We start from the raw sequence: 25539 nt of genomic DNA, 5'->3' as shown, positions 1-25539 counted from the left end.
ACGGTGCCCGACACCGCGCTTTTGCGTAAAATTTACGGGTATGAAGGAAGCGATGCAGAAGTGGCGAGGCAGGCGTTTGCCGCGCAAAAGGCAGCAAGCGGAAGCGAGTTTTTACCCGTGATGTTTCACCGCGTCGTGGCGATTTCAGCTGTGATGGCGGACGAGTACGGTAAATTTTTGCGCGTAAGCACGATGAAAGGCGCAAACGAGCGCGAAATCCTAAATAAATTTATCGGTTTCGTAAACTCGCACAACCCGCGCCTGGTGAGCTTTAACGGGCGAGGCTTTGATCTGCCGATGATTTTAACGCGCGCGATGAGGTATAACGTCTCGTTTCCGAGCTTTTACGAGGTCGAAAACAAGGAGCTTGGCAAGGGCAAATGGGACGGCAACTACCGCGACCGATACAGTGGCAAATTTCACTTTGATCTGCTTGACCACGTGAGCGAATTTGGCTCCGTGCGCGGGCTAAAGCTGGACACGCTTTGCGCGAGCTTAAATTTGCCCGGCAAATACGACGTGCACGGCGATCAGGTGATGGAACTGTTTTTTGACGGCAAGATAGATAAGATCAACGAATACTGCGAAAGCGACGTGCTAAACACCTACTGGCTTTTCCTAAAATACGAGCTTTTACGCGGAAATTTGACGCTGGATGATTACGCCGACGACATCTCGGTGATGAGCGAGTGGCTCGCGGCAAACTGCGCTCAGATGGGCTATACGCCGGTGTTTTGCGAGGCAGTCGAGCGCGAACTCGTGCGCCTTGAAACGCAAAACTACGAGGATGAGCCGGAGCTTAATGACGACGGCGAGCAGGCCGGGGTGGAGGAGTACTACACCGAAGAAAATATGCCAGAAATAAATTTGGATGAGCAGTGAGTACGGGCGCAAAAATACGCTAAAATAGCGTCAAATCACAAAGGAAAAAACATGAAAATTTTAGTAACCGGAACGGCAGGATTTATCGGATTTCACTTGGCAAACGCCCTCGTAAAAAGGGGCGACGAGGTCGTCGGATACGACGTGATAAACGACTACTACGACGTAAATTTAAAGCTCGCGCGCCTAAAAACGGCCGGTTTTGACGTGAGCGAGATAGACTATGGCAAGCTTACCACCTCAAAAACGCAGCCTAATTTAAAATTTATAAAGGCCGGTCTAGCCGATGGCGAGATGATGAAGAGGCTTTTTGAGAAGGAAAAATTTGACTGCGTCGTAAATTTGGCCGCGCAGGCAGGCGTTCGCTACTCGCTAATAAACCCTCAAGCCTACATCGACAGCAACGTCACGGGCTTTATGAATATCCTTGAGTGCTGCCGCCACAACCAAACCGCAAATTTAGTCTACGCAAGCTCTAGCTCGGTCTACGGCCTAAACGAAAATATGCCATTTAGCACGCACGAAGGTGTAAATCACCCGATCAGCCTCTACGCCGCGACTAAAAAAAGCAACGAAATGATGGCGCACACGTACTCGCATCTATTTGGCGTGCCGACTACGGGACTGCGATTTTTCACGGTTTACGGTCCGTGGGGGCGCCCCGATATGGCGCTGTTTTTGTTTGTAGACGCCGCGCTAAAAGGCAAGAAAATCGACGTCTTTAACTACGGCAAGATGAAGCGCGACTTTACCTACGTGGACGACATCGTAAAAGGCATCATAAAATGTATCGACAACCCCGCAAAACCAAATCCTGTGTGGGACGCAAAGCATCCCGATCCAGCCACCTCTAGCGCGCCGTTTAAGGTCTATAATATCGGCAACAACAGCCCCGTAGAGCTCATGGACTACATCAAGGCCGTCGAGCTAAAAATCGGCCGCGAGATAGCAAAAAACTTCCTCCCGCTTCAAGCTGGCGACGTACCTGCGACCTATGCGGATGTGGGCGATTTGGTAGCGGACTTTGACTACAAGCCAAACACTAGCGTAAATGACGGGGTGGCTAGGTTTATCGAGTGGTACTGCGAGTTTTACGGGGTTAAAATTTGAGATTTTTCGCGCTTTTGATCGCCGCCTTTTTAAATTTTACTTTGGCGGCGCAGAGCGAAAACATAAGCGGCACGAGCGCAGGTGCTGCCAAAAAAGCTAAATTTGAGCTTTTAAAACTTAGCGAATATAAAGGCCAAAACGTCGGCGGCTGGCTAGCTAGCGAGAAGCTAGACGGCGTGCGCGCCTACTGGGACGGGCGAAATTTGCTATCTAGAAACGGCAAAATTTTAGCCGCGCCAGGGGGCTGGAGCGCGCATTTTCCGCCGTTTGCACTTGACGGCGAGCTTTACACTGCGCGGGGCGAATTTGAAAAAATCCAATCAACCGTGATGGATAAAACACCAAATGTTACAGCGTGGAGCGAGATCAAATTTTACGTTTTTGACGTGCCTGAGGCTAGCGGCGGGCTTTTAGAGCGGCTTAGCGAGCTTGAAAAATTTATCGCAAAGAACCCGCAGGCAGGGCAAAATTTAAAGATAATCAAGCAAGTAAAAGTAAAAGATAACGCCGAATTTGAGGCGTTTGCGGAGGCTGTCATCGCAAAGGGCGGCGAGGGCGCCGTCGTGCGCGAACCAAACGCGCCGTATGAGCGAAAACGAAGCAAAAATGCTCTGAAATATAAAAAATTTAAAGACGCCGAGTGCGAGGTTGTCGCCGTAAATAAAGGCAGCGGCAAATACGAAAAATTTGTAGGCTCGCTTACCTGCAAGGCGCTTGGCGGCAAAGATGATAAAGAAAGAGCTGGCGAGCCAAAAGAGGGCACTATCTTTAAAATAGGCTCAGGACTAAGCGACAAAAATCGTCAAGATCCCCCAAAGATAGGCTCTATCATCACATATAAATTTCAAAATTTAACCGCCAACGGCAAGCCAAGATTTCCTATATTTTTAAGGGTTAGAGAGGATTAAATTTGATCCGTGATCTCTTTTAACGCCCCAAAAGAGTCAAACTGCGCCTTTTCATCAAAAATAAAGCTTTGAGCCATGATCTCATCGACTGCTAGTCTATTTTGAAACTCTAAAATTTGCTCTTTAACGCTTTGCTTTGAGCCTATAAAAGAACACGCCATCATCTCTTCTGTGACGCTTCTTTCTCTATTTTTTAGCTCTATTTGCCTAAAGTCGATCGGCCCAAAATGCGGAGTCTGTGCGCCTGCCTTGCCACTTTTGGCAAAGACCTCGTCGTTGTCCCTTTTTGGCGGCTGCAAATACTCTTTTTCGCCAGTTACTACGTTTAAGAAAAATTGCGTTTGCGTAGTGGCTAAACTCTTTGCTAGCTCGTCACTTTGGGCTATTATTACATTTGCTCCTGCGATGATATAGGGCGCTTTTAAAAAGGGCGATGGTTTGAAATTTTGACGATAAATTTCTACCGCTTTTTCTAGCGCACGTGGTGCAAAGTGCGACGCAAAGGCGTAAGGCAGGCCAAACTCAGCCGCCACGTATGCGCTATATATGCTTGAGCCAAGTATGTAAATAGGTGGAATTTTGTCTACTTTTGGATAGGCTTTCACGGCTCTTTTGGCGTTAAAATAGTCCATTAGCTCGTTTATCTGCATGTTAAATTCCATCTCTCTTGCGCCGCGTCTAAGCACCGCAGCCGTCTCTAGGTCAGTCCCTGGAGCTCTGCCTAGCCCAAGATCGACGCGGTTTGGATATAGCGTCTCAAGAGTGGCGTACTGCTCGGCGATAGAGTAGGGGCTGTGGTTTGGTAACATCACGCCGCCAGAGCCCACACGCAGGCTTTTTGTATGCTCTAAGATGTGTGCGATGATGAGCTGCGTGGCTGAGCTAGCTAAGTTTTTCATATTGTGATGCTCTGCGATCCAGTAGCGTTTTATGTCGATATCTTCGGCAAATTTAGCCAGTCTGATGGCCGCATCTATGGCATCTTTTGCGTCACCGCCTTGTTTTATCGGTAGTAAATTTAATATTGAAACATTCATTTTTATCCTTTTTTTGTAGATGAGGAATTATAAAGATTAAATTTTAAATAAATTGTAAGTCTATTTTAAATTTCTAAAGATAGATATCCATTTTGCAGCTTTTAGGCAAAATTTAAAAATTAACCTTACTTTACTTTTGCTTTACTCTATTTTTGATAAAATTAACTACTTTTTTATGAAAGGCTTAAACTTGAAGATTTTAGTAACAGGTGGAGCTGGATACATCGGCAGCCACGTAGTAAAAGCACTTTTAAAGCAAGGCAGCGATGAGATAACTATCATCGACAATCTCTGCAAGGGCTCGCAAAAAGCACTTGAGGCACTCCAAAAGATAGGAAATTTTAAATTTATAAAGGCAAATTTAGAGGATGATCTAGGCGGGATTTTTGCGGAGGGCAAATTTGACGCGATTATCCATTTTGCCGCATTTATCGAGGTTTTTGAAAGCACTCAATATCCGCTAAAATACTACCTAAACAACACCGCAAACGTAGCCAAAATTTTGACCTATTGTAAGCAGTACGGCGTAAATAAATTTATCTTTAGCTCCACGGCGGCGGTTTACGGCGAGCCCGAGATCGGCGAGGTTGATGAGCAAACCGCGGCAAATCCGATAAATCCGTACGGCCGAAGTAAGCTAATGAGCGAGTGGATCATCAAAGACTACGCCGCCTCAAATGAAAATTTCAAATTCGCGATTTTGCGTTACTTTAACGTCGCGGGCGCCGACGAAGAGGGCCTCATCGGGCAAAACTATCCAAACGCCACACATCTAATCAAAGTCGCGACGCAGACGGCTCTGGGTAAGCGCGAAAGCATGGGAATTTTTGGCAGCGACTATCCGACGGCAGACGGCACCTGCGTGAGAGACTACATCCACGTGAGCGACCTGGCCGACGCGCATCTAAGCGCGCTGGAGTACCTAAACGAGCATGAAAAAAGCGAGACCTTTAACGTCGGCTACGGCCGCGGCTTTAGCGTGAAAGAGGTTATAGAAACGGCTAAAAAAGTAAGCGGGGTTGATTTTAAGGTTATTAACTCGCCTCGCAGAGATGGCGATCCAGCATGCCTCATCGCAAAGCCGGAAAAGATAAGAAATTTAACTAACTGGCGACCTAAGAGAGAGGATTTATCGCTCATCATAAAAACCGCGCTTGAGTGGGAGAAAAGGCTGTGAGGATCGCAGTCGTAGGCACGGGCTACGTGGGACTCGTTAGCGGCGCGTGCCTAGCTAAAATGGGCAACGACGTCATATGCGTGGACGTGGACGAAGCCAAGATAAACGCGCTAAACAGCGGCGTTATACCGATCTATGAGCCCGGACTTTCTGAAATCGTGGCTGAGTGCAGGGCAAACGGCGCGCTCAAATTTAGCGTCGATATAAAAGAGGCCTTGGCGCACGCTAGCGTGCTATTTATCGCAGTGGGCACGCCTATGGGCGCGGACGGGCAGGCTGATCTACGCTACGTGCTAGAAGTCGCAAAAAGCATCGGGCAAAATTTAACCTCGCCGCTAATCGTCGTGGATAAATCAACCGTTCCCGTGGGCACTGCGGAGAAGGTAACCGAAGTGATCGCGGGCGAGCTAAAAAAGAGAAATATGGACGTCAAATTTGAAGTTGTCTCAAACCCCGAGTTTTTAAAAGAGGGCGCGGCAGTCGAGGACTTTTTAAAGCCAGACCGCGTCGTAGTCGGCGCTAGCAGCGAGTGGGGGCAAAGCGTTATGCGCGAGCTTTACGCGCCCTTTATGAAAAATCACGACCGCTTTATCGCTATGGACGTAAAATCGGCCGAGATGACCAAATACGCCGCAAATGCGATGCTAGCGACTAAAATCAGCTTTATAAACGAGATCGCGGGGATCTGCGAACGCGTGGGAGCGGACGTAAATTTGGTGCGAAAAGGCATCGGCAGCGACTCTCGCATCGGCTATAGCTTTATATACCCCGGCTGCGGATACGGCGGCAGCTGCTTTCCAAAAGACGTCGAGGCGCTCATCTACACCGCTAGGCAAAACGGCTTTGAGCCGCAGGTTTTAAGCGCGGTTGAGGCTAGAAATGCGGCGCAAAAAACGGTACTTTTTGAAAAAATTTCAGCATTTTTCGGCGGAAATTTGAGCGGCAAAACGGTGGCGATTTGGGGTCTAGCTTTTAAACCAAATACCGATGATATGCGCGAGGCTAGCTCGCTAGTGCTCATAAAGGCGCTAGAAAACGCGGGCGCAAACGTCGTCGCCTACGATCCAAAGGCTGCAAACGAAGCAAAAAAATATCTACCTAACTCAAATTTAAAATTCGCCCCAAACAAATACGACGCGTTAAACGGCGCCGATGCTCTCGCGCTCGTGACCGAGTGGAGCGAGTTTAGGTCGCCTGATTTTATGGAGATGAAACAGCGGCTAAAAAATGCCGTGATCTTTGACGGACGCAATCAATACGACGCGAAAAATCTGGCAAATTTAGGCTTTAAGTATTTTCAAATCGGAGTAAAGGCATGAGGAAAATTTTACTTTTTATCGCGGCTTGCGCGTTGCCGTTTGCGCTTTTGGCGGGCGAAAATGCGGCAAAAACCGAGGAAAATATTTTCGAGCTACCTATCTCAAAAAAGCCGCCTGATTATTTTAAATACGAAGTCGCGTTTTTTAAAGAGATGCTAATCGACTGCAACTATGCCTATTTACTCGGCGGAAAACTCGAGGAAAAAGAGGATGCGCGCGGGATTTATTACGAATTTAGCGGCGGAGATGAGCTGGCGCAGACGATGATGCTTTGCAAGGACGGAAAGAAAAAGAGGCGGGTTTATTATGAGCTCACTCAAATTTTACCCGGCGTTAGCCCTATTAAAATCATAACTCCGCAAGGCGTAGGCGCGGAAATAAGAATGTATGAACGCGTAAAAACGATAGAACCAAAAAAATTAAAAAGGAAAAATAAATGAAAATAGCCGTTATCGGACTAGGATACGTCGGGCTGCCTTTGGCGGCTGCATTTAGCGAGAAATACGAAGTCACGGGCTTTGACGTCAATGCCGCCCGTATCGAGGAGCTTAAAAGTGGATATGACCGCACGCTAGAGCTAAGCGCTGAGCAGATGAAAAAAGCGATAGAGAACGGTATGAAATTTAGCCTAAATTTGGACGATATAAAGGAGTGTAATTTCTTTATCGTTACCGTTCCGACGCCGATAGATAAGAACAAACGTCCCGATCTAACGCCCGTCGTAAAAGCCACGCAAAGCGTCGCTAAAGTGCTAAAAAAAGGCGATATCGTCGTGTATGAAAGCACCGTGTATCCGGGCGTTACGGAGGAGATTTGCGTGCCGCTACTTGAGCAAAGCGGGCTTAAATTTAACGAGGACTTTTTCTGTGGATACTCGCCGGAGCGCATAAACCCGGGCGACAAAGAGCACACCGTAACTAAAATCAAAAAAATCACTAGCGGCTCGACGCCCGAGGTAGCCGACAAGGTCGATGAGGTCTACCGCTCGATCATAACGGCGGGCACGCACAAAGCGCCTACTATCAAGGTCGCCGAGGCCGCCAAAGTCATCGAAAACACGCAGCGCGACATAAATATCGCCTTTATGAACGAGCTTGCGATGATATTTAACAAGATGAACATCGACACGAACGCCGTTTTGCAGGCTGCGGGCACGAAGTGGAATTTCTTAAATTTCCGTCCTGGGCTAGTCGGCGGCCACTGCATCGGCGTGGATCCGTACTATCTCACGCATAAGGCGCAGGAGCTTGGCTTTCATCCCGAGATGATCCTGGCCGGTCGCCGTATAAACGACAATATGGGCAAATACGCCGCTAATCAGGTCGTAAAACTGATGATAAAAAGGGGCGTTTTGATAAATTCGGCCCACGTTTTGGTGCTTGGCCTTACGTTTAAGGAAAACTGCCCCGACATCCGCAATTCGCGCGTGATAGACGTGATCGATGAGCTTAGGGATTTTGGTTGCAGCGTGGACGTCTACGATCCGTGGGCGGATGAAGCCGAAGTAAAGCGCGAATACGGTATCGCGCCTCTAAAAAGCTTTGACGAGGCGGACTACGACTGCGTCGTGATCGCCGTCGCACACGATAAATTTAAAGGGTTAAAATTTAGCAAAGCGCTCGTTTACGATATCAAAAACGTTTACGAAAACGCCGACGCAAGGCTGTAATGCTCGTAAATTTGATCAGCTCCATCGTCGTTTTTATCGTCTCGATGGGGATAAATTTTTTCCTCACGCCCTACATTCTAAAAAGCCTAGGCAACGAGGCCTACGGCTTTGTCGGGCTATCTAACGCTATCGTAGCCTACGCCCTAGTCGTGACTGCTGCGATAAACTCGGTTAGCGGCCGCTTCGTCGCGTACGAGTGGCACAGAGGGGGCATCTGCGCGGCAAACGCCTACTACTCGTCGGTTCTGGTCGTAAATATCTTTTTTTGCGTCCTTATTTTGCTGGGTGCGGGCATTTTTATCTTAAATTTGCAAAGCGTACTAAACGTGAGCGACGCGCTGCTGGGCGACGTGCGGCTTACTTTCGTATTTTATTTTATAAATTTTTGCGTCGGGCTTTTTAACGGCGTCATCAGCGTCTCGATGTTTATCAAAAACAAGCTATACATCATCTCTGTTCGTAACGCCGCGTCTAGCGCCATTTTGGCCGCTCTCATCGTAGCGCTTTTTTATTTTTTTAGACCGATGATCGCCTATATCGCGATCTCCGCTCTAGCCGCGTCGCTCTTTGTTTTTTTTACGAGCGTTTGGGTTTCGCGCCGCATCACGCCCGAGCTTAAATTTAACCCAAGCGAATTTGACTTTACGCGGATAAAAGAGCTGCTAAAATCAGGCGTCTATAATAGCTTTAACGCCCTAAACCGCGTGCTTATGAGCGGTATGGATCTGTTTATCTGCAATATCTTTTTAAGCGCGAACGCGACTGGAATTTTAGCTGTTTCAAAGGCGGCTCCGATCATTTTGGAGAGCTTCGTGGCGCAGCTTAGCGCGATATTTGCGCCAAAATTCGTCGAGCACTACTCCAAATCAAATTTGACCGCGCTTGTTGCGGAGGCTAAATTTTCGATGCGAGTTACGGCTTTTGTCATGAGCGTACCGGCGGCTATTTTCGTGGCTTTCGGGCGCGAATTCTACATGCTTTGGTTGCCGTTTAAAAGCGCGGACGAGATAAGCCTAATCTATAATCTCTCGATGATAACTCTAGTGCCGATTATATTTATTAGCTATGTTTTTTCGCTTTTTAATCTCGACAGCGCGACAAATAAACTAAAACGTCCTGCGATAGCAAACACGATTTTGGGTGCCGGCACGATTTTGGCGCAGATTGCCGTGCTTAAATTTACGACTTACGGCATTTACGGTATGGCGATCGTCGGCGCCGCGCTTTATTCGGTACGCATTTTGGGATTTGACCTCATAAACGCTGCGTTAAATTTGAGCTTGCCGCTTACGACTTTTTACGGCGTTTATTTTAAAAATTTAGCCGTTTTTGCGGCAGTTTGCGGACTGTTTTTTTGGCTGCGAAATTTCGTGCAAATTTCAAACTGGGGCGAATTTGCCGCATATTCGGCGGTTTTACTTGCAGTGGGATACGCCGCGAGCTTGTTTTTGATATTTGACAAAAGAGAACAACTAATCGTGATAAATAAAATCAAATCGAAGTTTAAAAGATGAAAAATTTAGTATTCGTTATTTCGCTAAAAAGCGACGAGGCGCGCAGGCAAAAGCTAAAAGAGCGGTTTAAAAACTACGGCGAATTTAAACTCGTCGAGGCAACCGACGGTAGAACAATGAGTGCAAAGGAGTACTACGGCTACGCGCTGCCTAGCCTCGAGGCTTACGGCAGACTATTGAGCCCGTCCGAGGTCGGCTGTTCGCTATCTCACGCGCGCGCTTACGAGGAGTTTTTAAAAAGCGACGCCCGGTTTGCGCTCATCTTAGAAGACGACGTCATCGGAGATGAAAGCGGCGTAAAAAAGGCGTTTGAAAAAGCTACCAAGATGGACGAGGGTTCGGCTCTCATTTGCGGCGCGCAAGACGGGCTAGAGGGGCGATTTAGCGCATTTGGCAAAAAGCTGGAGGATGATTTTTGGCTAGTCTCAAAGCGATCTTACGGCACGATTTACCGAGCGGCTGCTTACGTGCTTGATAGGCGCGCGGCGGAAAAGATCTTGCAAACGCACAAAAAGGCGCTTTGCGTGGCTGATTTTTGGCGGATTTTGCTTTTACAAAACGGCTTAAAGATGTATTTTAGCGATATTTTTGCGCATCCAACCGATCTAACAGACTCAAATATCCAAGCCGAGCGAGCGCAAAGAGCGCAGGCAAAAGTCTCTCCGCTAGCTCGCCTAAATAGCTTAAAATATGTCGCCGCAACGCGCTTTGAAGCGGCAATTTTGGGCTATGAGCGGATATTTAAAAGATAAGAAACTAAGCGATTATAAAGCTCAAAATTTATAAAATCAATAATTTTGAAGATTTATTAAATTTTCGCGCACCGATTAAAATTTGGAGAGAGAATGAAGGTTTTATTTATAATTTCGACCCTGCAAGCAGGCGGCGCCGAGCGCGTGATGAGCTTGCTAGCGAGCTATTTTGCGAAATTTCACGACGTAACGCTTTTAAAATTTGACACCAAACCGCCGTTTTACGAGCTAGACGAGAGGATAAAGCTGATCGATCTGCCTTTCCCGATGGTAAAAAAGGGGTTTTTTGCAAATTTAATAAGGCGCGTGAAAAAGTTTTTTTATCAGCGAAATTTGATCAAAAACGGCGGCTTTGACGTCGTTATCTCCTCTATGGACAGCACCAATATCAACGTGATTTTGTCGAATTTATTTATAAACAAGCCGCTTTTTATCAGCGAGCATTCAAGCGCCGATTTTTTCAAAGGGCGCGGCTGGCTGTTTTTACGCCGAGTGCTCTATCCACTAGCTAGCGGACTCACGGTACTTACGAAAGAAGACTATGAATACTATAGCTTCGTAAAAAATAAAACCGTGATGTACAATCCGATGTTTGAAGCCAAAAAACAGGGCTTGCCGAAGGAAAATATCATCCTTTTCGTCGGTCGTCTCATCTCGCTTAAAGGCTGCGACGTATTTTTAAAGGCTATGAGCCTAGTCGATAAAGAGCTATTAAAAAACTGGAAAATCGTGATAGCCGGCGCTGGCGAAGAGAGGCAAAGGCTAGAGCTCATCGCGCACGAGCAACTGCATCTAAACGCCGAATTTGTCGGGCAAACGAGCGACGTAGCTTCGCTTTACGAAAGGTCTAAAATCCTAGTCTCAAGCTCTAAAACCGAAGGCTTGCCAAACGTTTTAATCGAGAGCGTATTTTTTAACTGCGCTAGGGTGGCGACTGCTACAAGCGGCGCAAAAGAGCTCATCGAGGACGGCAAGGATGGATTTTTAGTACCGATAGACGACGTAAAAGCGCTCGGAAGCAAAATCGAACTTTTGATGCGCGACGAGGAGCTAAGACAGGAGCTTGTAAGCAATGCCAGCGAGCGTGAAAATAGCTTCAAAACCGATCAAATTTATCAAAAGTGGATGGATTTTATCACTCAAAATATAAAGGGCTAAAATGCTAAAAGTAAGCATAATAATCCCAACCTACAACCGCAAAGAGCTTTTTGAAGCCGCCCTAAAAAGCGCGCTGGCTCAGGATTACGAAAACAAAGAAATCATAATCAGCGACGACAACTCAAACGACGGCACGCGCGAACTTGCGCAAAGCTACGTCGCTAAATTTGACAACGTAAAATACGTCTTAAATCAAACTTATGACCGTGGCCCAAACGGCAATAAAAACAACGGCTTTGACCACGCTAGCGGCGATGCTTTCGTGATACTAGACGACGATGATCTTCTGATAGAAGGCGCTATAAGCAAGATGGCAGCCGTGCTGGAGCAGGGGTATGCTAGTGTCTGGGCGAATTGTTATTTTGAGATTGACGGCGAGCCGACAACGAAATTTTCGGGATTTGGACTAAATAAAAGCGGGGAAATTTCGCCGCAGGACTACTACGACGGCAAGATAACGGGCGAGTTTTTGATAATGTTTCGCCGTGATGCGATCGGGCAGAGGCGTTTTGAAAAGGGGCTTTACGGTAGCGAAAATACGCTTTGGATCTACCTTTTCGACCTTCCTGCTTACTATTTGCACGACGCCGTGCGCATTTACCGCTTTCACCGCAGCGACAGCGTCACGATAAACTCGTTTAAACGCCCACTTTGCATAATGAAAGGCTACGCGATGACTGCGGAGCTTATTTTGCAAAAGATCGCTGAGAAAAACGCGCAAGCTAGCGCAAACGGGGCAAATTCGGCCGAGCCGAAATTTCGCGTAAACGACGCTCACATCGCGATCCTATATAAAATGGCGGCGTATTATGCTAAATTTGGCGGCGAATACAAAAAAATGTACGACTATCTTTTTAAAAGCCTCAAATTTAAATTTACAAAAGAAGCGCTGGCGATGCTGATTTTAAGCCCGTTTCCAAAGTCTATGATTTTGTTTTTAACTAAAATTCGCGTTTGGATATACAAAAAAACGCACGGCGAATGAAAAAATTAGCCGTTTTTCTATACTCGATGGGGCCGGGCGGCGCAGAGCGCGTGGTCTCAAATTTACTCCCGACTTTGTGCGAAAAATACGAAGTTCATCTCGTTTTGATGAGCGAGGTTGTGGCCTACGAGATACCAAGCTCGGTAAAAGTCCACTTCCTCGAGCGCTCAGATCCTTATGAAAGCGGCGTAAAAAAACTTTTTCGATTGGGACTTTTGTTTCCGTTTTTAGCCTTAAATTATAAAAAACTTTGCGACGATTTGGCTATCGACCTGCATTTTGTCTTAATGAACCGTCCTTGCTACATCGCGCTTTTAGCAAGGATCGCCGGAGTAAAAGGACGGATGGTTATAAGCGAGCGTAGCTGTCCGTCGGTCATCTATAAAAGCGGACTTAGCGGGCTTGCTAATAGAATTTTAGTTAAGGCGCTCTACCCTAGAGCCGATCTGATTTTGGCCAACGCGCAGGGAAACGCCGATGATCTCGTGCGAAATTTCGGCTGCGACGCCGCAAAAACTAAGGTGCTATATAATGCGGTCGATTTGGCGGCGATAAAAACTCTTGCAAACAAGCCGCTAGAGGATAAATTTAAGCCGTTTTTTCTAAATATCGGGCGGCTTGATAGTGGTAAAAATCAAGCGATGTTAATAAGAATAATCGCAAATTTAAACGACGAGCGCGCGACACTTGGGATTTTAGGCAAGGGACCTTTGCATGGCGAGCTTCAAAATTTGATCGACGAGCTTGGCGTGAGCGAGCGCGTAAAGCTACTAGGCACAGATAAAAATCCGTTTAAATTTATCAAAAACGCGCAGTGTTTCGTCTGCGCTTCGCGGTTTGAGGGCTTTTCAAACGTGCTTTTAGAGGCGCTTGCTTGCAAGAAATTTATCATCTCCACCGATCATAAAAGCGGCGCTAGAGAGCTTCTTGGCGACGATGAGTACGGCGTTTTAACGCCTGTCGACGACGAAAAAGCGATGGAGACTGCGATGAGGCGAGCGCTCGAGGATGAAAATTTGAGGCAAGATTATGAAAAAAGAGCGTACGGCCGCGTAGTAAAATTTGATAAAAATGCCGTCGCGGAGCAGCTCATAGGATACTTAGAGGGTAAAAATGTCGAGTAAAATTTCGGGACTCTTGGATAAATTTAAATTTTCAAAACAGACTTGCTTTTTGATGCTTGCGGCGTTTATTTTTAGCGTGGTTTGCAGGCTGTACTGGGTGTATTGGGCGGGCGAGTATCAGCACTTTTTCTGGAACGATCAGCTGATGATCAGTACAAACGACGGCTACGCCTTTGCCGAGGGCGCGCGCGATATGATAGCGGGCTTTCATCAGCCAAACGACCTTAGTTATTACGGCCGCTCGATGCCCACACTTACGTATTTTTTGTATCAAATTTTACCTTTTAGCTTCGAGACCATTTTGCTTTATATGAGCGTATTTTTTAGCTCGCTTATCGTTATTCCCGTGATTTTGATAGGAAAAGAGTATGAGATGCCTGGAGGCGGCTTTGCGGCGGCGCTGCTAGCTAGTATCGCAAACAGCTACTACAACCGCACGATGGCCGGCTACTACGACACCGATATGCTCACTATCGTGCTTCCTGCGTTTAGCGTCTGGGCGATGATACGCCTGGCGCAGAAAAAAAACGTAAACGATCTCATTTTTATCCCGATTTTTATCCTGATAAACGACTGGTGGTATCCGAGCTCGTACTCGCTAAATTTCGCCATGCTGGGCACATTTTTGCTCTATACTTTGGTTTTTGATAGGAAAAACGCGCTAAATTACGAGGCTGTCATTTTGATGATAGTCGCGCTTACGTATATCGATTTTTACGCTAAAAGCGCGCTTGCGGTCGCGCTTTATCTAGCGATGAGATTTCGTCCTCAGATCTGGGATAAACGCGTAGTAGCAGCGTGCCTAGCTCTGGCCGTGGGATTGCTGGGCTATAGTGGCGGGCTAAATCAAATTTTATTTCAGCTTAAATTTTACATATTTCGCGGAGTTTCCGAGAGTAGCGAGCCGGTTTTTCATTTTTACAACGTAAATAAAACAATAATGGAAATGAGTGATTATTCGTTTGAGTTTGAGTCGATAAACGCCTTTGCTAAGCGTATCAGCGGTCATATCGTTACTTTTGCTTTATCGCTCGTCGGAGTCGCGGCGCTTTGCCTTAAATTTCGCTCGTTTTTACTCGCGCTTCCAATGCTGCTACTTGGGTTTTTGGCGCTAAAAGGCGGGCTTAGATTTACGATCTACTCCGTGCCCGTGATGGCGATAGGATTTGGATATTTTGCGGCGCTTTGCGTGAGTTTTTTTAAAAAAGATAAAATTTTAGACAAATTTTGCACCGTTTGCCTAGCGGCGTTTTTTGCGTTTTTCTTTTTGTATTTTGATAAATATTACAGCCTTTTGCACGGCAAATCTCCCGTTTTTGCGCCAAATTTTGACGGCGAGGCGAGCTTTGGCGTATATCTAGCCACGTTTGCGGCTGCGGCGCTTATTTGCGGGGCGGCTTATTTTATGGTCTCAGGCCTAAGCTCGCTCAAAAAGCACGCGCTTTTAGAAAAAATTTGCGTCTTTTGTATCGCTGCGCTATCCTTGATGCCGTGCCTTGAGCACATTTACGGCTACAAAGTCGGCACGGTCTTTGCCAAAAGCGAGGTAGAGAGCCTAGATAAGCTACACAAGATCGCGGGGCGCGAGGACTACGTGCTGGCGTGGTGGGACTACGGCTATCCGATCCGCTATTACGCAGACGTCAAGACCCTTATCGATGGCGGCAAGCACCTAGGCAGGGATAACTTCGCTGTGAGCTTTGCGCTAGCTAGCAATCAGCGCATGTCGGCAAATATGGCGCGTCTAGAAGTCGAATACACCGAGCGTAATTTTAGCGAGAGATTCGGGTTAAATTTGAACCAAATGATGAAAGACTACAACGCCACGAGCGTAAATTCGTTTTTGTATTCGCTAAACGACAAGGACTTCCGCCCGCCGCAAAAAACGCGCGAGATTTATTATTATTTGCCTGACTCCATGATCGATATCTTTAGCGCCGTTTTGCGCTTTTCAAACCTCGATCTAAACAGCGGCGAGGAGTATGGAGCGATATTTTATCCGGGCAAACCTTACTCGGTGGACGGCGATACGATAAATATCGGCGGAGGGTTTAGCGTATCTGGCGACGCGTCCAAGGTCTATATCGGCGAGCGCGAAATATCCGGAAATACGTACTTTGAAACAAGCTACGACGAAAAGGATAAGCTGGTCGTCAAAAAGCATGAGATGGACGCGGACGGTAAAATTTATCTCATTTTTATGAAGGATTACAGACGGTTTTTGGTGCTTGATGAAGCGGTGCTAAACTCGGCCTACATACAGCTTTTCGTGCTCGAAAACTACGATAAAGAGCTGTTTGAGCCGGTCGTTTTAAACGGTGCGGTTAAAATTTATAGGTTGCTAAGATGAGGGCGGTAAATTTGATCAAGGCACAGGTGTCCGCTAAATTTGCGATAGAGGTTTTTTAAATGGCTAAATTTGGATTTTTATCTCACGCCGATATGAGCATTTACTTTTTCCGCGCGCCGATCATGCGCGAGCTAAAGCGGCTCGGGCACGAGGTTTTCGCTATCGCGCCAAAGGGCGACTACACGGATAGGCTAAAAAGCGAATTTAACTGCGTGACATACGAGCTTGACCGCGCGAGCCTAAATCCTCTAACCGTGCTTGAAAACTCAAAAAAGCTCGCCGATATCTTGCGCTCTCTAAATTTGGATATGCTGCAAACCTCGGCGCATAAATCAAACGTGTTTGGCACCTTTGCCGCTAAAAAAGCGGGCATAAAGCGCGTGATAAATTTGGTCGAGGGGCTTGGTAGCTTTTATATCGATAACGACTTAAAAACCCGTCTAGTGCGCGCCGCGATCGAGACGCTTTATAAAAAAGCGCTAAAGATGAGCGACGGCTGCGTGTTTGTAAACGAGGCCGATCCTATGTATTTTCTGGGGCGTGGACTGATTGCCGAGGAGAAAATTTTTAAGATAAAAAGCGTGGGCGTGGATACGCTCAAATTTGACGAAAACAGCGTGCCGGCCGCAAATTTGGGCGAAGATCTGCGCGGTAAAAAGATAGTGCTGATGATAGCGCGCGCGATGTGGCACAAGGGCGTGCGCGAGTTTTATGAGGCGGCCGAGCTTTTGCGCGGGCGCGAGGACTGCGCGTTCGTATTTGCGGGCGAAGGGTTTGAGGGAAACAAAAGCACGGCTGACGCGAAGTTTTTAAAGGGCGGAGCCGTGAGGTATCTGGGTGCCAGAGACGACGTGCCGGAGCTTTTAAAGGCTAGCTATCTACTCGCGCTTCCAAGCTACAAAGAGGGCTTTCCGCGCACGGTTTTAGAGGCGATGAGTATGGGTAGGCCGGTCGTGGTTAGCGACGTGGCCGGCTGCAACGAGGCCGTGACGAACGGCTTTAACGGCCTGCTTTGCGAGGCGAAAAACTCCGCCGACTTAGCCGCAAAGATAGAAATTTTACTAAACGACGAAAATTTGGCCGCGCAAATGGGGCGAAACGGGCGCGAGCTCGCCCTACGCGAGTTTGACGAGCGAGCGGTCGCCAGGAAATATATAGAAATTTATAGGAAATTTATCGATGTATAGGGCGTTTTTTAAGAGGTTACTGGATATTTGCGGCGCGATTTTTCTCATAGTTTTGACGCTGCCGATTATGGCGGTCGTTACGGTTTTGATATATTTTAAGGTTAGCCGTGACGTCATTTTTACGCAGGCGCGCCCGGGTTTGCACGCTAAAATTTTTAAAATTTACAAATTTAAAACGATGAGCGACGAGCGCGGCGCGGACGGCGAGCTGTTGCCCGACGAGATGCGCCTAAACGGCATCGGCAAGACTATTAGAAGCCTGAGCCTTGATGAGCTGCCGCAGCTTTTTAACGTGCTAAAGGGCGATATGAGCTTCATCGGGCCGCGTCCGCTTTTGGTCGAGTACCTGCCTCTTTACGACGCCGAGCAGGCGACCCGCCACGATGTGAGGCCCGGTATCACGGGTCTAGCGCAGGTAAACGGCCGCAATGCGATCAGCTGGGCGGAGAAGTTTAAATTTGACGCGAGATACGTTCGCGAGCTTAGCTTTGCGCTGGATGTTAAAATCGCGATTTTAACGGTGCAAAAGGTCTTAAAACGAAGCGGCGTGAGTAAAGAGGGTATGGCTACGACGGAGAAATTTAATGGCCGCAACTAAAATTTACGTTTACGGCTTTAGCGGACACGGAGCGGTAGTGGCGGACGTGGCTAGAGCGTGCGGATACGGCGAGGTTGTGTTTTTAGACGACGCCAAATTTGACAGCAAAAACGTACTAAAATTTGACCCGAGCCTCGAAAAAGCGGACGTGATCGTGGCTATTGGGGACAATAAAATCAGACGCATCCTGCAAGAAAGAGTAAAAAACGCAGGCTTTGTCTTAGTAAATTTGATCCATCCAAGCGCGGTGGTAAGTAAGAGCGCGCAAATAGGTGAGGGTGCGGTCGTGATGCCAAATGCCGTCATAAACGCGCGCGCAAAAATAGGCGAGGGCGCGATAATAAACACTAGCGTGATCATCGAGCACGACTGCGAGATCGGCGATTTTGCGCACGTTAGCCCAAACGCGGCGCTAGCAGGCGGCGTGATCGTGGGCGCAAATACGCACGTAGGCATAGGATCTTGCGCTATACAGTGCGTAAAAATCGGCGCAAACTGCATCATCGGAGCGGGTAGCGTAGTCGTAAGAGATATCGCAGACGGCAGCGTCGCCTACGGTAATCCCGCTAAAGTTAGGCGAAATTTAAGCTAAATTTGAGCGCTAAACGTCACTCGTCAAATTTGCGCCCGTAGCTACAAAGGGCGGTGCAGGCAAAATAGATAAAGTATCCTGCAAGGCGTCAAATTTACCTTTTTAAAATATATTTTGACGTAAAATTTAACAAAATCCCCATTTTCTACGGCCTAAAAGCAAATTTAAACGAGTTTTTATAAAAATATTTAGATTTTAAGTGCTACAATGCGTAAATTTCTTTAAGGAATAATAATGCAAAGAATTTTCCTAAGCCCGCCACACATGAGCGGCAAAGAGCAAGAGTACATAAACGAGGTTTTTAAGAGCAACTATATCGCGCCGCTTGGCGAATACGTGAATAAATTTGAAGCGAGCGTCTCAAGCTACGCAGGCGCGCCCGATGCGCTGGCGCTAAATTCCGGTACGTCGGCGATCCACTTGGCGCTAAGAGTGCTTGGTATCGGCGCGGGAGACGTGGTGCTAGCCTCTACGTTTACCTTTATGGCGTCCGTTAGTCCGATACTCTATCAAGGCGCGACGCCCGTTTTTGTCGATAGCGACGAAAGCTGGAATCTAAGCCCCGAGCTACTAAAAAAGGCGATCGCAAACTCGCCTAAAAAGCCAAAAGCGCTCGTCGTCACGCACCTTTACGGTCAGGCGGCAAAGATGAAAGAGATCTGCGAGATCTGCGAGCAGGAAAATATCGCCGTGGTCGAAGACGCAGCCGAGGCGCTAGGCGGCTTTTATAATGGCAAGGCGCTAGGCACTTTCGGACGACTGGGCGCATATAGCTTTAACGGCAACAAAATCATCACTACAAGCGGCGGCGGTATGCTAGTGGGTGAAAGAGATCTCGTGGAAAAGGCGAGATTTTACAGCACGCAAGCTAGGGAGCCTTTTTTGCACTACGAGCACAAAGACTACGGCTACAACTACCGCCTGAGCAATGTCCTGGGCGCGATAGGAACGGCGCAGATGGAGGTGCTAGAGCAGCGCGTGATAAAAAAACGAGAAATTTTTGAAAAATATCAAAAAGAGCTTCTTGAGCTTGAGTTTATGCCCGAGATCGCAAATTCTCGTGGCAACCGTTGGCTAACGACCGCGCTATTTAAAGAAAAAGGCGCGCATCTACGCGTGATAGACGCACTCGCTAAAGAAAACATAGAAAGCCGTCCGCTTTGGAAGCCGATGCATATGCAGCCGGTGTTTGAAGGGGCGCTAGCGTTCACGGACGGCACTAGCGAGGAGATGTTTGCGCGCGGTATCTGCCTGCCTAGCGGCACGGCGACGGGGGACGAGGAGTTTGCGCGAGTAGTAAAAATCGTAAAGGAAAATTTATAAATGTTTAAGGCGACGAAGCTAAAGCGGCTTGCGTTTTTTCTAACCTTTGATATCGCGATATTTGTAGCGTCGTTTTATCTGGCGTATCTGCTTAGATTTAGCGGCGTGCTGCCTGATTATTTTAGAGGCGGACTGGTCGCGGGCTGCGCTACGGTGGTGGTTTTAAAGCTATTTTTTATGTGGCTTTTTAAAATTTACAAGGTGCCGTGGAGATTTTTCGGACTAAACGAGGCGAGGAAAATTTTCCTCGTTCATCTTTGCGCGATCGTTTGCTTTTGGATCGTTTATTTTACGATGCCAGCCGTTTTTAACCCGTTTCCAAGAAGCGTGGTTTTTATAGACTTTATCATCTCGTGCCTGCTAATCGGAAATTTAAGGATCGCCAAGCGTATGTTTTTAGACTTTTCTAAAAAGCCTCATACGGGCGAGCCATGCGTCGTTATCGGCGCTACGTCAAAGGCGCTGCATGTTTTAAAGGGACTTAGGCAGGGCTATATCGATCTATATGCGGTAGGCGTGGTAGACGGCAGGAGCGATCTGGTCGGCACTTACTGCGACGGATTTTTGGTGCAGCCAAAGAGCGAAATTGCAAATTTGATCAAAGAATACAACGTAAAAACCGCTATCATCGCGCTAGCTCTGGGTCAAGACGAGCTGGCGGAGCTTTTTGACGAGCTTACGGCTTATGGCATCCGTGATATCAAGATTTTTTCTATGTTTGGTACCGGCAAGGATGCGATCAAAGATATCTCGATCGAGGATCTGCTAGCTAGAAAGCCAAAAGACCTAGACAGCAGCGCGGTGGAGAAGTTTTTAGGCGGCAAGGTTGTTTTGGTTACGGGTGCTGGCGGCAGTATTGGTAGCGAAATTTGCAAGCAGTGCTTGAAATTTGGCGTTAGCAAGCTAATCATGATCGATCACAGCGAGTTTAATCTCTATAAGATCGGCGAGATAACCCATAGCGACAAAACCGTGAGCAAGATGATAAATATCGTAAACGAAGCCGATCTGCGCGCTGTTTTTGAGGAGTTTAGACCGCAGATCGCGATCCATGCCGCAGCCTATAAGCACGTGCCGCTTTGCGAAGCAAACCCGAAAGCTGCGGTAGTAAATAACATAATCGGCACTAAAATTTTGATCGATTTATCTATCGAATACGGCGTTAGCAAGGTCGTGATGATCTCGTCTGATAAAGCCGTGCGCCCGACTAACATCATGGGCGCGACCAAGCGCGTGTGCGAGCTTTACGCGCTAAACTCAAATTTACCTGCTAAAACCGAGATCGTCGCGGTGCGTTTTGGCAACGTGCTGGGCTCTAGCGGCAGCGTAATACCGAAATTTAAAGAGCAAATCGAAAACAATAAACCGCTAACCGTCACGCACCCTGATATCACGAGGTACTTTATGCTAGTTTCAGAGGCCTGTCAGCTTGTACTTCAGGCCGCTTCGATCGCAAAAGGCGGCGAGCTTTTCGTGTTTGATAGGGGCGAGCCGATAAAGATCGCCGATCTAGCTAAAAAAATGCTGATTTTATCAAACAAAGAGCACCTGGGCGTCGAATTCGTCGGCCTTCGTCCGGGCGAGAAGCTTTACGAGGAGCTTTTAATCAACAAAGACGACGTAAAAACTGAGTTTCAGTCTATTTTCGTGACGCACTCTAGCAAATACGACGTAGCTAAACTAAACGAACAAATTAAAAATTTAACGCACGCGGACGATGTCGCGGCGGGGCTAAAAGAGATCGTGCCCGAGTTTAATCACGCGCTAAATAAGGAATAAATTTGACGTTACAAGATATACAGAGGTTTTCAGAGTTAAGATACAAGGCTAGAGCCTATATATGCTATCTTTTTAGTAAAAATTTGCCAAACAGGCTGCCGGGGGTAAACGCCGAGTCGATAAAAAGCGGCTTTGATAAAATGGCGCACGAGATAGAGGATTTTGACGCTTTTTACGTGCTAGACGCAAACGGCGTGCAAATAGGCGACGCCGTGAGCTTAAACGAAAAATACAAAGCCGGTGGCGGCGAAAACTGTAGCAACAAGTCTTATTATTACACCGCGGTGCGCGAAAAGCGCTGCGTGCTAAGCGACCCGTACCCGTCCTCGCTAACTGGCGAGCTGTGCGTGACGGCGTCCACTCCGATATATGACGACAAAGGGGAGATAAAATTCGTCGCGTGTATCGACGTTTCGCTCGAAAATATCCTAGCCATCGTCTCTCACGGCAAGCTAGAAAGCTACTTTGGCAAATTTCTTAAGGTCGTTTACGCCGCGTTTTCAGTCGCGCTTTTTACCATAGCCTTGTTTTTGTTTGCTGACGCGCTTAAAGGGCTTTTGGCTAACGATCTTTTAAATATCGAAGTTGAAAAGATGTTTGAGCATACGATCGTGCTGACGCTGGCGCTTGCGATCTTTGATCTGGTTAAAGCGATATTTGAAGAAGAGGTGCTAGGCAAAAGCAAGCGCGGCGAGGATATGGAAAACAAGACGATGATTAGATTTATCGGATCGATCATTATCGCGCTTGCGATCGAGGCTCTGATGCTCGTGTTTAAATTTGCCATCACGGCGCCAGATCACATCATAAACGCGATCTATCTCATCGGCGGCGTTGCGATGCTGATGGTCGCGCTTAGCGTTTATCTTTTTGCTACCAAGCAAAGGAGCTCGCAATGATTGGCATCATTGACTATGGCGCGGGAAATTTAAGGAGCGTTTTAAACGCGTTTGAGAGTTTAAAATTAAAGGCGAAACTCGTCGGTCGCGGCGAGGAGCTGGGTAAATTTGACAAGATTATTTTGCCCGGCGTCGGGGCTTTTGGCGAAGCGATGGATAAGCTAAAAGATAGAGATTTTATCCCCGCGATAAAAGAAGCCGTAGCCTGCGGAAAGCCGTTTTTGGGCATTTGTCTTGGTATGCAGCTACTTTTTGAGCAAAGCGAGGAGTTTGGCGTAAATGAGGGACTTGGGCTCGTAAAAGGACGAGTGGTTAAATTTGACCCGTCCAAATTTGACGCTCCGCTAAAGGTGCCGCACACCGGGTGGAATACGATAAATTTTGCTAAGCAAACGCCGATAAATAAGTATCTGGCGGCCAGCGAGTATTTATACTTCGTGCACTCTTATCACGTAGTTTGCGATGATGATGCGGCGCTTGGTTTTAGCGAATACGGCTATAAATTCGTAAGCGCGGTACATAAAGATAACATTTTCGGTTTTCAGCCGCACCCTGAAAAGAGCCATGAAACGGGACTAAAAATTTTACGAAATTTCGGAGAGATGTGATGGAAATTTTCCCTGCGATAGATTTAAAAGAGGGTAAGGCGGTTCGGCTTTTTAAAGGCGAGATGAATAGTGCGAAAATCTACTCGGACGCGCCGTGGGAGCTAGCCAAAAGATTTGAAGATATGGGCGCAAAGTGGCTTCACGTCGTCGATCTTGACGGGGCGTTTGCGGGCGAAGCGGTGAATCTAAAAACCGTAGAAAAGATCGCAAAAGCCGCAAATTTACAAATCCAAATCGGTGGCGGGATACGCGACGAAGCGCGAATAAAAAGCTACCTTGATAGCGGCATAACGCGCGTTATCTTGGGCTCGGTAGCGCTAAAGGATCCGAATTTTACTAAAGAAATGGCGCAAAAATACCGCGTCGCCGTCGGCATAGACGCCAAAGACGGTTTTGTCGCCGTGCAAGGCTGGGCGGAAGTCTCGCAGATGAGAGCGACCGAGCTAGCGCATAAATTTGCCGGAGCCGGAGTCGAAGCGATAATCTGCACAGACATCTCAAAAGACGGCACCCTTAGCGGCGTGAACGTTGAGGTTACCTCGCAAATCGCAAAGGCAAGCGGCATAAACACGATCGCAAGCGGCGGTGTAAAAGATATCTCGGATATCGAGGCGCTAATGCGCGCTGGAGACGTTTACGGCGCGATCGTGGGCAAGGCGTACTACGAAGAGACGCTCGATCTAAAAGAGGCCTTTAAACTGGGCCGATAAATTTTTAAAGTAAATTTAAATATAAAATTTGCTAGAATTGGACATTTTTTAAAAAAGGATACGATTGTGAAAATACTAGTAGTCGACGACAGCTCTACTATGAGAAGAATCATAAAAAACACTCTGCAAAGGCTCGGACATCAAGAAATTTTAGAGGCCGAGCACGGAGTCGAAGCGTGGCAAATTTTAGGCCAACATAGCGATATAAACGTGCTTATCACCGACTGGAATATGCCTGAGATGAACGGCCTTGAGCTAGTAAAAAAAGTCCGTGCCGAGGCAAAATACGTCGATATGCCTATTATCATGGTAACGACCGAGGGCGGTAAGGCCGAGGTCATCACTGCGCTAAAAGCAGGCGTCAATAACTACATCGTAAAGCCGTTTACGCCGCAAGTTTTAAAAGAAAAACTTGAAGACGTTTTGGGCTAGAAGAGCGTAAATTTGAAAGATAAATTTTACGAGTTTGAAGTTCTTTGCTCGCAGGAGTGCCGCGAGCTTTTCGAGGATCTCGTTTTTTCTTTGGGCATTACTTGTACGCAGGAGACTGTCGGCGGGTTTATCATCCGAGACGAAGACGAGCTAGATGAAGTGGAATTTGGCCTACGAGAATACGCAAAATCTCTGCAAAATGCGCTTGACCGCGAGATCGAATTTAAGATAATAAAAAGCCAAAAAGAAAATAAAGACTGGCTAAACGAATACAAAAAAAACGTAAGACCGATACAAATCGGTAAATTTTACATCCACCCAAGCTGGGAAGATTCTAAAAGCGGGTTTGAAAATATCATCATAGACCCCGCGCTTGCCTTTGGTTCGGGTCACCACGAGAGTACGAGCGCTTGTATAGAGTATCTGCAAAAGTACGCCGCAAGCGGTATGAGCGCGCTTGACGTGGGTTGCGGAAGCGGGATACTAAGCATCGCCCTAGCAAGGCTTGGCTGCGTCACGGATGCCTGCGATACTGACGAGCAAGCAGTGCAAAGCTCGCAGAAAAACGCCGAGCTAAACGGGGTTAAATTTAATCAAATTTGGACCGGTTCGGTGGCGAATTTAGATAAAAAATACGACGTCGTCGTCGCAAACATCATCGCCGACGTGATACTAATGCTAAAAAATGATTTGATAAATTTGCTAAAAGAGGGCTCGTATCTCGTTTTAGCAGGCGTTTTGGATAAATACGAAACGCGAATTTTAGAGGCTTTTTCGTCGCTCAAACCGGTAGAAAACCAAATCAAAAACGAGTGGAAAAGCTTCGTATTTCAAAAAGCGTAAAATAATTTAAGGAACATAATGGATAACAGAAAAAACGATGATAAAAATTTAAATAACGGCGGAAATAATTTTTTTAATAAAAATCCGATTTTGATTTTCGCCATTTTTGCTATCGTGATAGTGGTGGCATTTCGCGGACTCGGAGGCGGCGATATGGACGGCACGCTGCTAGGACAGAGCGCGGCCGGCTCAAAAGGCACCTCGTACTCCGAGATAAAAGAGATGATAAAAAACAAGCAGGTTATGCAAGTAGGCATCTCGGAAACCTCGATAAAAGCCGTGGATAACGGCGGCAGGACGTATTTTGCCAAGAGAGTGAACGATCCGACGCTAGTGCCGATTTTGGAGGAGCAAAAGATTCCTTACGGTGCTTATAGTGAGACAAACTGGTTTACCGAAATACTCTTTTCGTGGGTGCTTCCTATTTTTATTTTCTTTGGAATTTGGATGTTTTTAGCTAGCCGTATGCAGCGAAATATGGGCGGCGGTATCCTTGGAATGGGAAGTTCTAAAAAGCTCGTAAATTCGGAAAAACCGAAGGTTAAATTTGCCGACGTGGCGGGCGTGCAAGAGGCGAAAGAGG

The 25539-nt window shown here is 47.2% G+C and carries 25 protein-coding genes; 24 read left to right on the top strand and 1 reads right to left on the bottom strand.

The annotated features are described in order from the left end of the window. The 3 genes from H740_RS07580 to H740_RS07570 all read left to right on the top strand — a co-directional run. A partial coding sequence (locus tag H740_RS07580) for a 3'-5' exonuclease (protein ID WP_002952941.1) occupies window positions 1-882 on the top strand: 882 nt, incomplete at its 5' end. Window positions 883-933: 51 nt separating this feature from the next. Next, on the top strand, window positions 934-1992 hold the full coding sequence (locus tag H740_RS07575; protein ID WP_002952940.1) for an NAD-dependent epimerase: 1059 nt from the start codon (window positions 934-936) through the stop codon (window positions 1990-1992). Then, window positions 1989-2900: a DNA ligase gene (locus H740_RS07570; protein WP_002952939.1), complete on the top strand. Its 912-nt coding sequence runs from the start codon at window positions 1989-1991 to the stop codon at window positions 2898-2900. Before H740_RS07575 ends, H740_RS07570 begins: the two co-directional genes overlap by 4 nt. Here the strand turns inward: H740_RS07570 and H740_RS07565 are convergent. Beyond that, the gene (locus H740_RS07565) at window positions 2897-3937 is read right to left on the bottom strand and encodes an LLM class flavin-dependent oxidoreductase (protein WP_002952938.1); all 1041 of its coding nucleotides are present in this window, start codon (window positions 3935-3937) and stop codon (window positions 2897-2899) included. The genes H740_RS07570 and H740_RS07565 overlap by 4 nt on opposite strands. A 190-nt stretch (window positions 3938-4127) precedes the next feature. Here H740_RS07565 and galE point away from each other — a divergent pair, with 190 nt between their 5' ends. The 21 genes from galE to H740_RS07460 form a co-directional block, all read left to right on the top strand. Continuing rightward, complete coding sequence (gene galE, locus H740_RS07560) at window positions 4128-5114, top strand: UDP-glucose 4-epimerase GalE (protein ID WP_002952937.1); 987 nt, start codon at window positions 4128-4130, stop codon at window positions 5112-5114. Further along, window positions 5111-6433, top strand: coding sequence for a UDP-glucose dehydrogenase family protein (locus tag H740_RS07555; protein ID WP_002952936.1), 1323 nt, complete (start codon window positions 5111-5113; stop codon window positions 6431-6433). The genes galE and H740_RS07555 overlap by 4 nt, the downstream gene beginning before the upstream one ends. Continuing rightward, window positions 6430-6873, top strand: coding sequence for an ecotin family protein (locus H740_RS07550; protein ID WP_002952935.1), 444 nt, complete (start codon window positions 6430-6432; stop codon window positions 6871-6873). The genes H740_RS07555 and H740_RS07550 overlap by 4 nt, the downstream gene beginning before the upstream one ends. Further along, window positions 6870-8102 carry a Vi polysaccharide biosynthesis UDP-N-acetylglucosamine C-6 dehydrogenase TviB gene (gene tviB, locus H740_RS07545; protein ID WP_002952934.1) on the top strand — a complete coding sequence of 411 codons (1233 nt, stop codon included), beginning with the start codon at window positions 6870-6872 and terminating at the stop codon, window positions 8100-8102. The genes H740_RS07550 and tviB overlap by 4 nt, the downstream gene beginning before the upstream one ends. Beyond that, a complete protein-coding gene (locus H740_RS07540) occupies window positions 8102-9616 on the top strand; it encodes an MATE family efflux transporter (RefSeq protein ID WP_002952933.1) in 1515 nt (504 codons plus the stop codon). The genes tviB and H740_RS07540 overlap by 1 nt, the downstream gene beginning before the upstream one ends. After that, window positions 9613-10368, top strand: a complete 756-nt coding sequence (locus tag H740_RS07535; protein WP_002952932.1) for a glycosyltransferase family 25 protein — start codon at window positions 9613-9615, stop codon at window positions 10366-10368. Before H740_RS07540 ends, H740_RS07535 begins: the two co-directional genes overlap by 4 nt. A gap of 93 nt (window positions 10369-10461) precedes the next feature. After that, window positions 10462-11526, top strand: coding sequence for a glycosyltransferase (locus H740_RS07530; RefSeq protein ID WP_002952931.1), 1065 nt, complete (start codon window positions 10462-10464; stop codon window positions 11524-11526). 1 nt (window position 11527) lies between these two features. After that, window positions 11528-12511, top strand: coding sequence for a glycosyltransferase family 2 protein (locus H740_RS07525; RefSeq protein WP_002952930.1), 984 nt, complete (start codon window positions 11528-11530; stop codon window positions 12509-12511). After that, a complete protein-coding gene (gene pglJ, locus H740_RS07520) occupies window positions 12508-13635 on the top strand; it encodes an N-acetylgalactosamine-N,N'-diacetylbacillosaminyl-diphospho-undecaprenol 4-alpha-N-acetylgalactosaminyltransferase (protein ID WP_002952929.1) in 1128 nt (375 codons plus the stop codon). Before H740_RS07525 ends, pglJ begins: the two co-directional genes overlap by 4 nt. Then, window positions 13625-15985, top strand: coding sequence for an STT3 domain-containing protein (locus H740_RS07515; protein WP_002952928.1), 2361 nt, complete (start codon window positions 13625-13627; stop codon window positions 15983-15985). Before pglJ ends, H740_RS07515 begins: the two co-directional genes overlap by 11 nt. Window positions 15986-16044: 59 nt before the next feature. Beyond that, entirely contained in the window at window positions 16045-17172 is a 1128-nt protein-coding gene (gene pglA / locus H740_RS07510; RefSeq protein ID WP_002952927.1) for a N,N'-diacetylbacillosaminyl-diphospho-undecaprenol alpha-1,3-N-acetylgalactosaminyltransferase, read from the top strand. Beyond that, window positions 17165-17770, top strand: coding sequence for an undecaprenyl phosphate N,N'-diacetylbacillosamine 1-phosphate transferase (pglC, locus tag H740_RS07505; RefSeq protein ID WP_002952926.1), 606 nt, complete (start codon window positions 17165-17167; stop codon window positions 17768-17770). The genes pglA and pglC overlap by 8 nt, the downstream gene beginning before the upstream one ends. Further along, a complete protein-coding gene (gene pglD, locus H740_RS07500) occupies window positions 17757-18362 on the top strand; it encodes a UDP-N-acetylbacillosamine N-acetyltransferase (RefSeq protein ID WP_002952925.1) in 606 nt (201 codons plus the stop codon). Before pglC ends, pglD begins: the two co-directional genes overlap by 14 nt. Window positions 18363-18596: 234 nt before the next feature. After that, a complete protein-coding gene (pglE, locus tag H740_RS07495; RefSeq protein WP_002952924.1) occupies window positions 18597-19685 on the top strand; it encodes a UDP-N-acetylbacillosamine transaminase in 1089 nt (362 codons plus the stop codon). Then, entirely contained in the window at window positions 19686-21464 is a 1779-nt protein-coding gene (gene pglF, locus H740_RS07490; RefSeq protein WP_002952923.1) for a UDP-N-acetylglucosamine 4,6-dehydratase (configuration-retaining), read from the top strand. A 2-nt stretch (window positions 21465-21466) separates the two neighbouring features. Then, window positions 21467-22363: a PDC sensor domain-containing protein gene (locus H740_RS07485; RefSeq protein ID WP_002952922.1), complete on the top strand. Its 897-nt coding sequence runs from the start codon at window positions 21467-21469 to the stop codon at window positions 22361-22363. Continuing rightward, a complete protein-coding gene (gene hisH, locus H740_RS07480; protein ID WP_002952921.1) occupies window positions 22360-22971 on the top strand; it encodes an imidazole glycerol phosphate synthase subunit HisH in 612 nt (203 codons plus the stop codon). Before H740_RS07485 ends, hisH begins: the two co-directional genes overlap by 4 nt. Continuing rightward, the gene (gene hisA, locus H740_RS07475) at window positions 22971-23681 is read left to right on the top strand and encodes a 1-(5-phosphoribosyl)-5-[(5-phosphoribosylamino)methylideneamino]imidazole-4-carboxamide isomerase (RefSeq protein ID WP_002952919.1); all 711 of its coding nucleotides are present in this window, start codon (window positions 22971-22973) and stop codon (window positions 23679-23681) included. The genes hisH and hisA overlap by 1 nt, the downstream gene beginning before the upstream one ends. Before the next feature lie 66 nt (window positions 23682-23747). Next, window positions 23748-24113 carry a chemotaxis response regulator CheY gene (locus H740_RS07470; protein WP_002952918.1) on the top strand — a complete coding sequence of 122 codons (366 nt, stop codon included), beginning with the start codon at window positions 23748-23750 and terminating at the stop codon, window positions 24111-24113. A 12-nt stretch (window positions 24114-24125) separates the two neighbouring features. Next, complete coding sequence (locus tag H740_RS07465) at window positions 24126-24956, top strand: 50S ribosomal protein L11 methyltransferase (protein ID WP_002952917.1); 831 nt, start codon at window positions 24126-24128, stop codon at window positions 24954-24956. An 18-nt stretch (window positions 24957-24974) separates the two neighbouring features. Next, window positions 24975-25539, top strand: a 565-nt coding sequence (locus H740_RS07460) for an ATP-dependent metallopeptidase FtsH/Yme1/Tma family protein (protein WP_002952914.1), incomplete at its 3' end; no start/stop codon positions are given.

The sequence above is a fragment of the Campylobacter showae CC57C genome (assembly GCF_000344295.2).
GTDB classification, from domain to species: domain Bacteria; phylum Campylobacterota; class Campylobacteria; order Campylobacterales; family Campylobacteraceae; genus Campylobacter_A; species Campylobacter_A showae_B.
The sequence above is the reverse complement of the archived record's forward strand: the minus strand, read 5'-3'. Positions and strand labels throughout refer to the sequence as shown.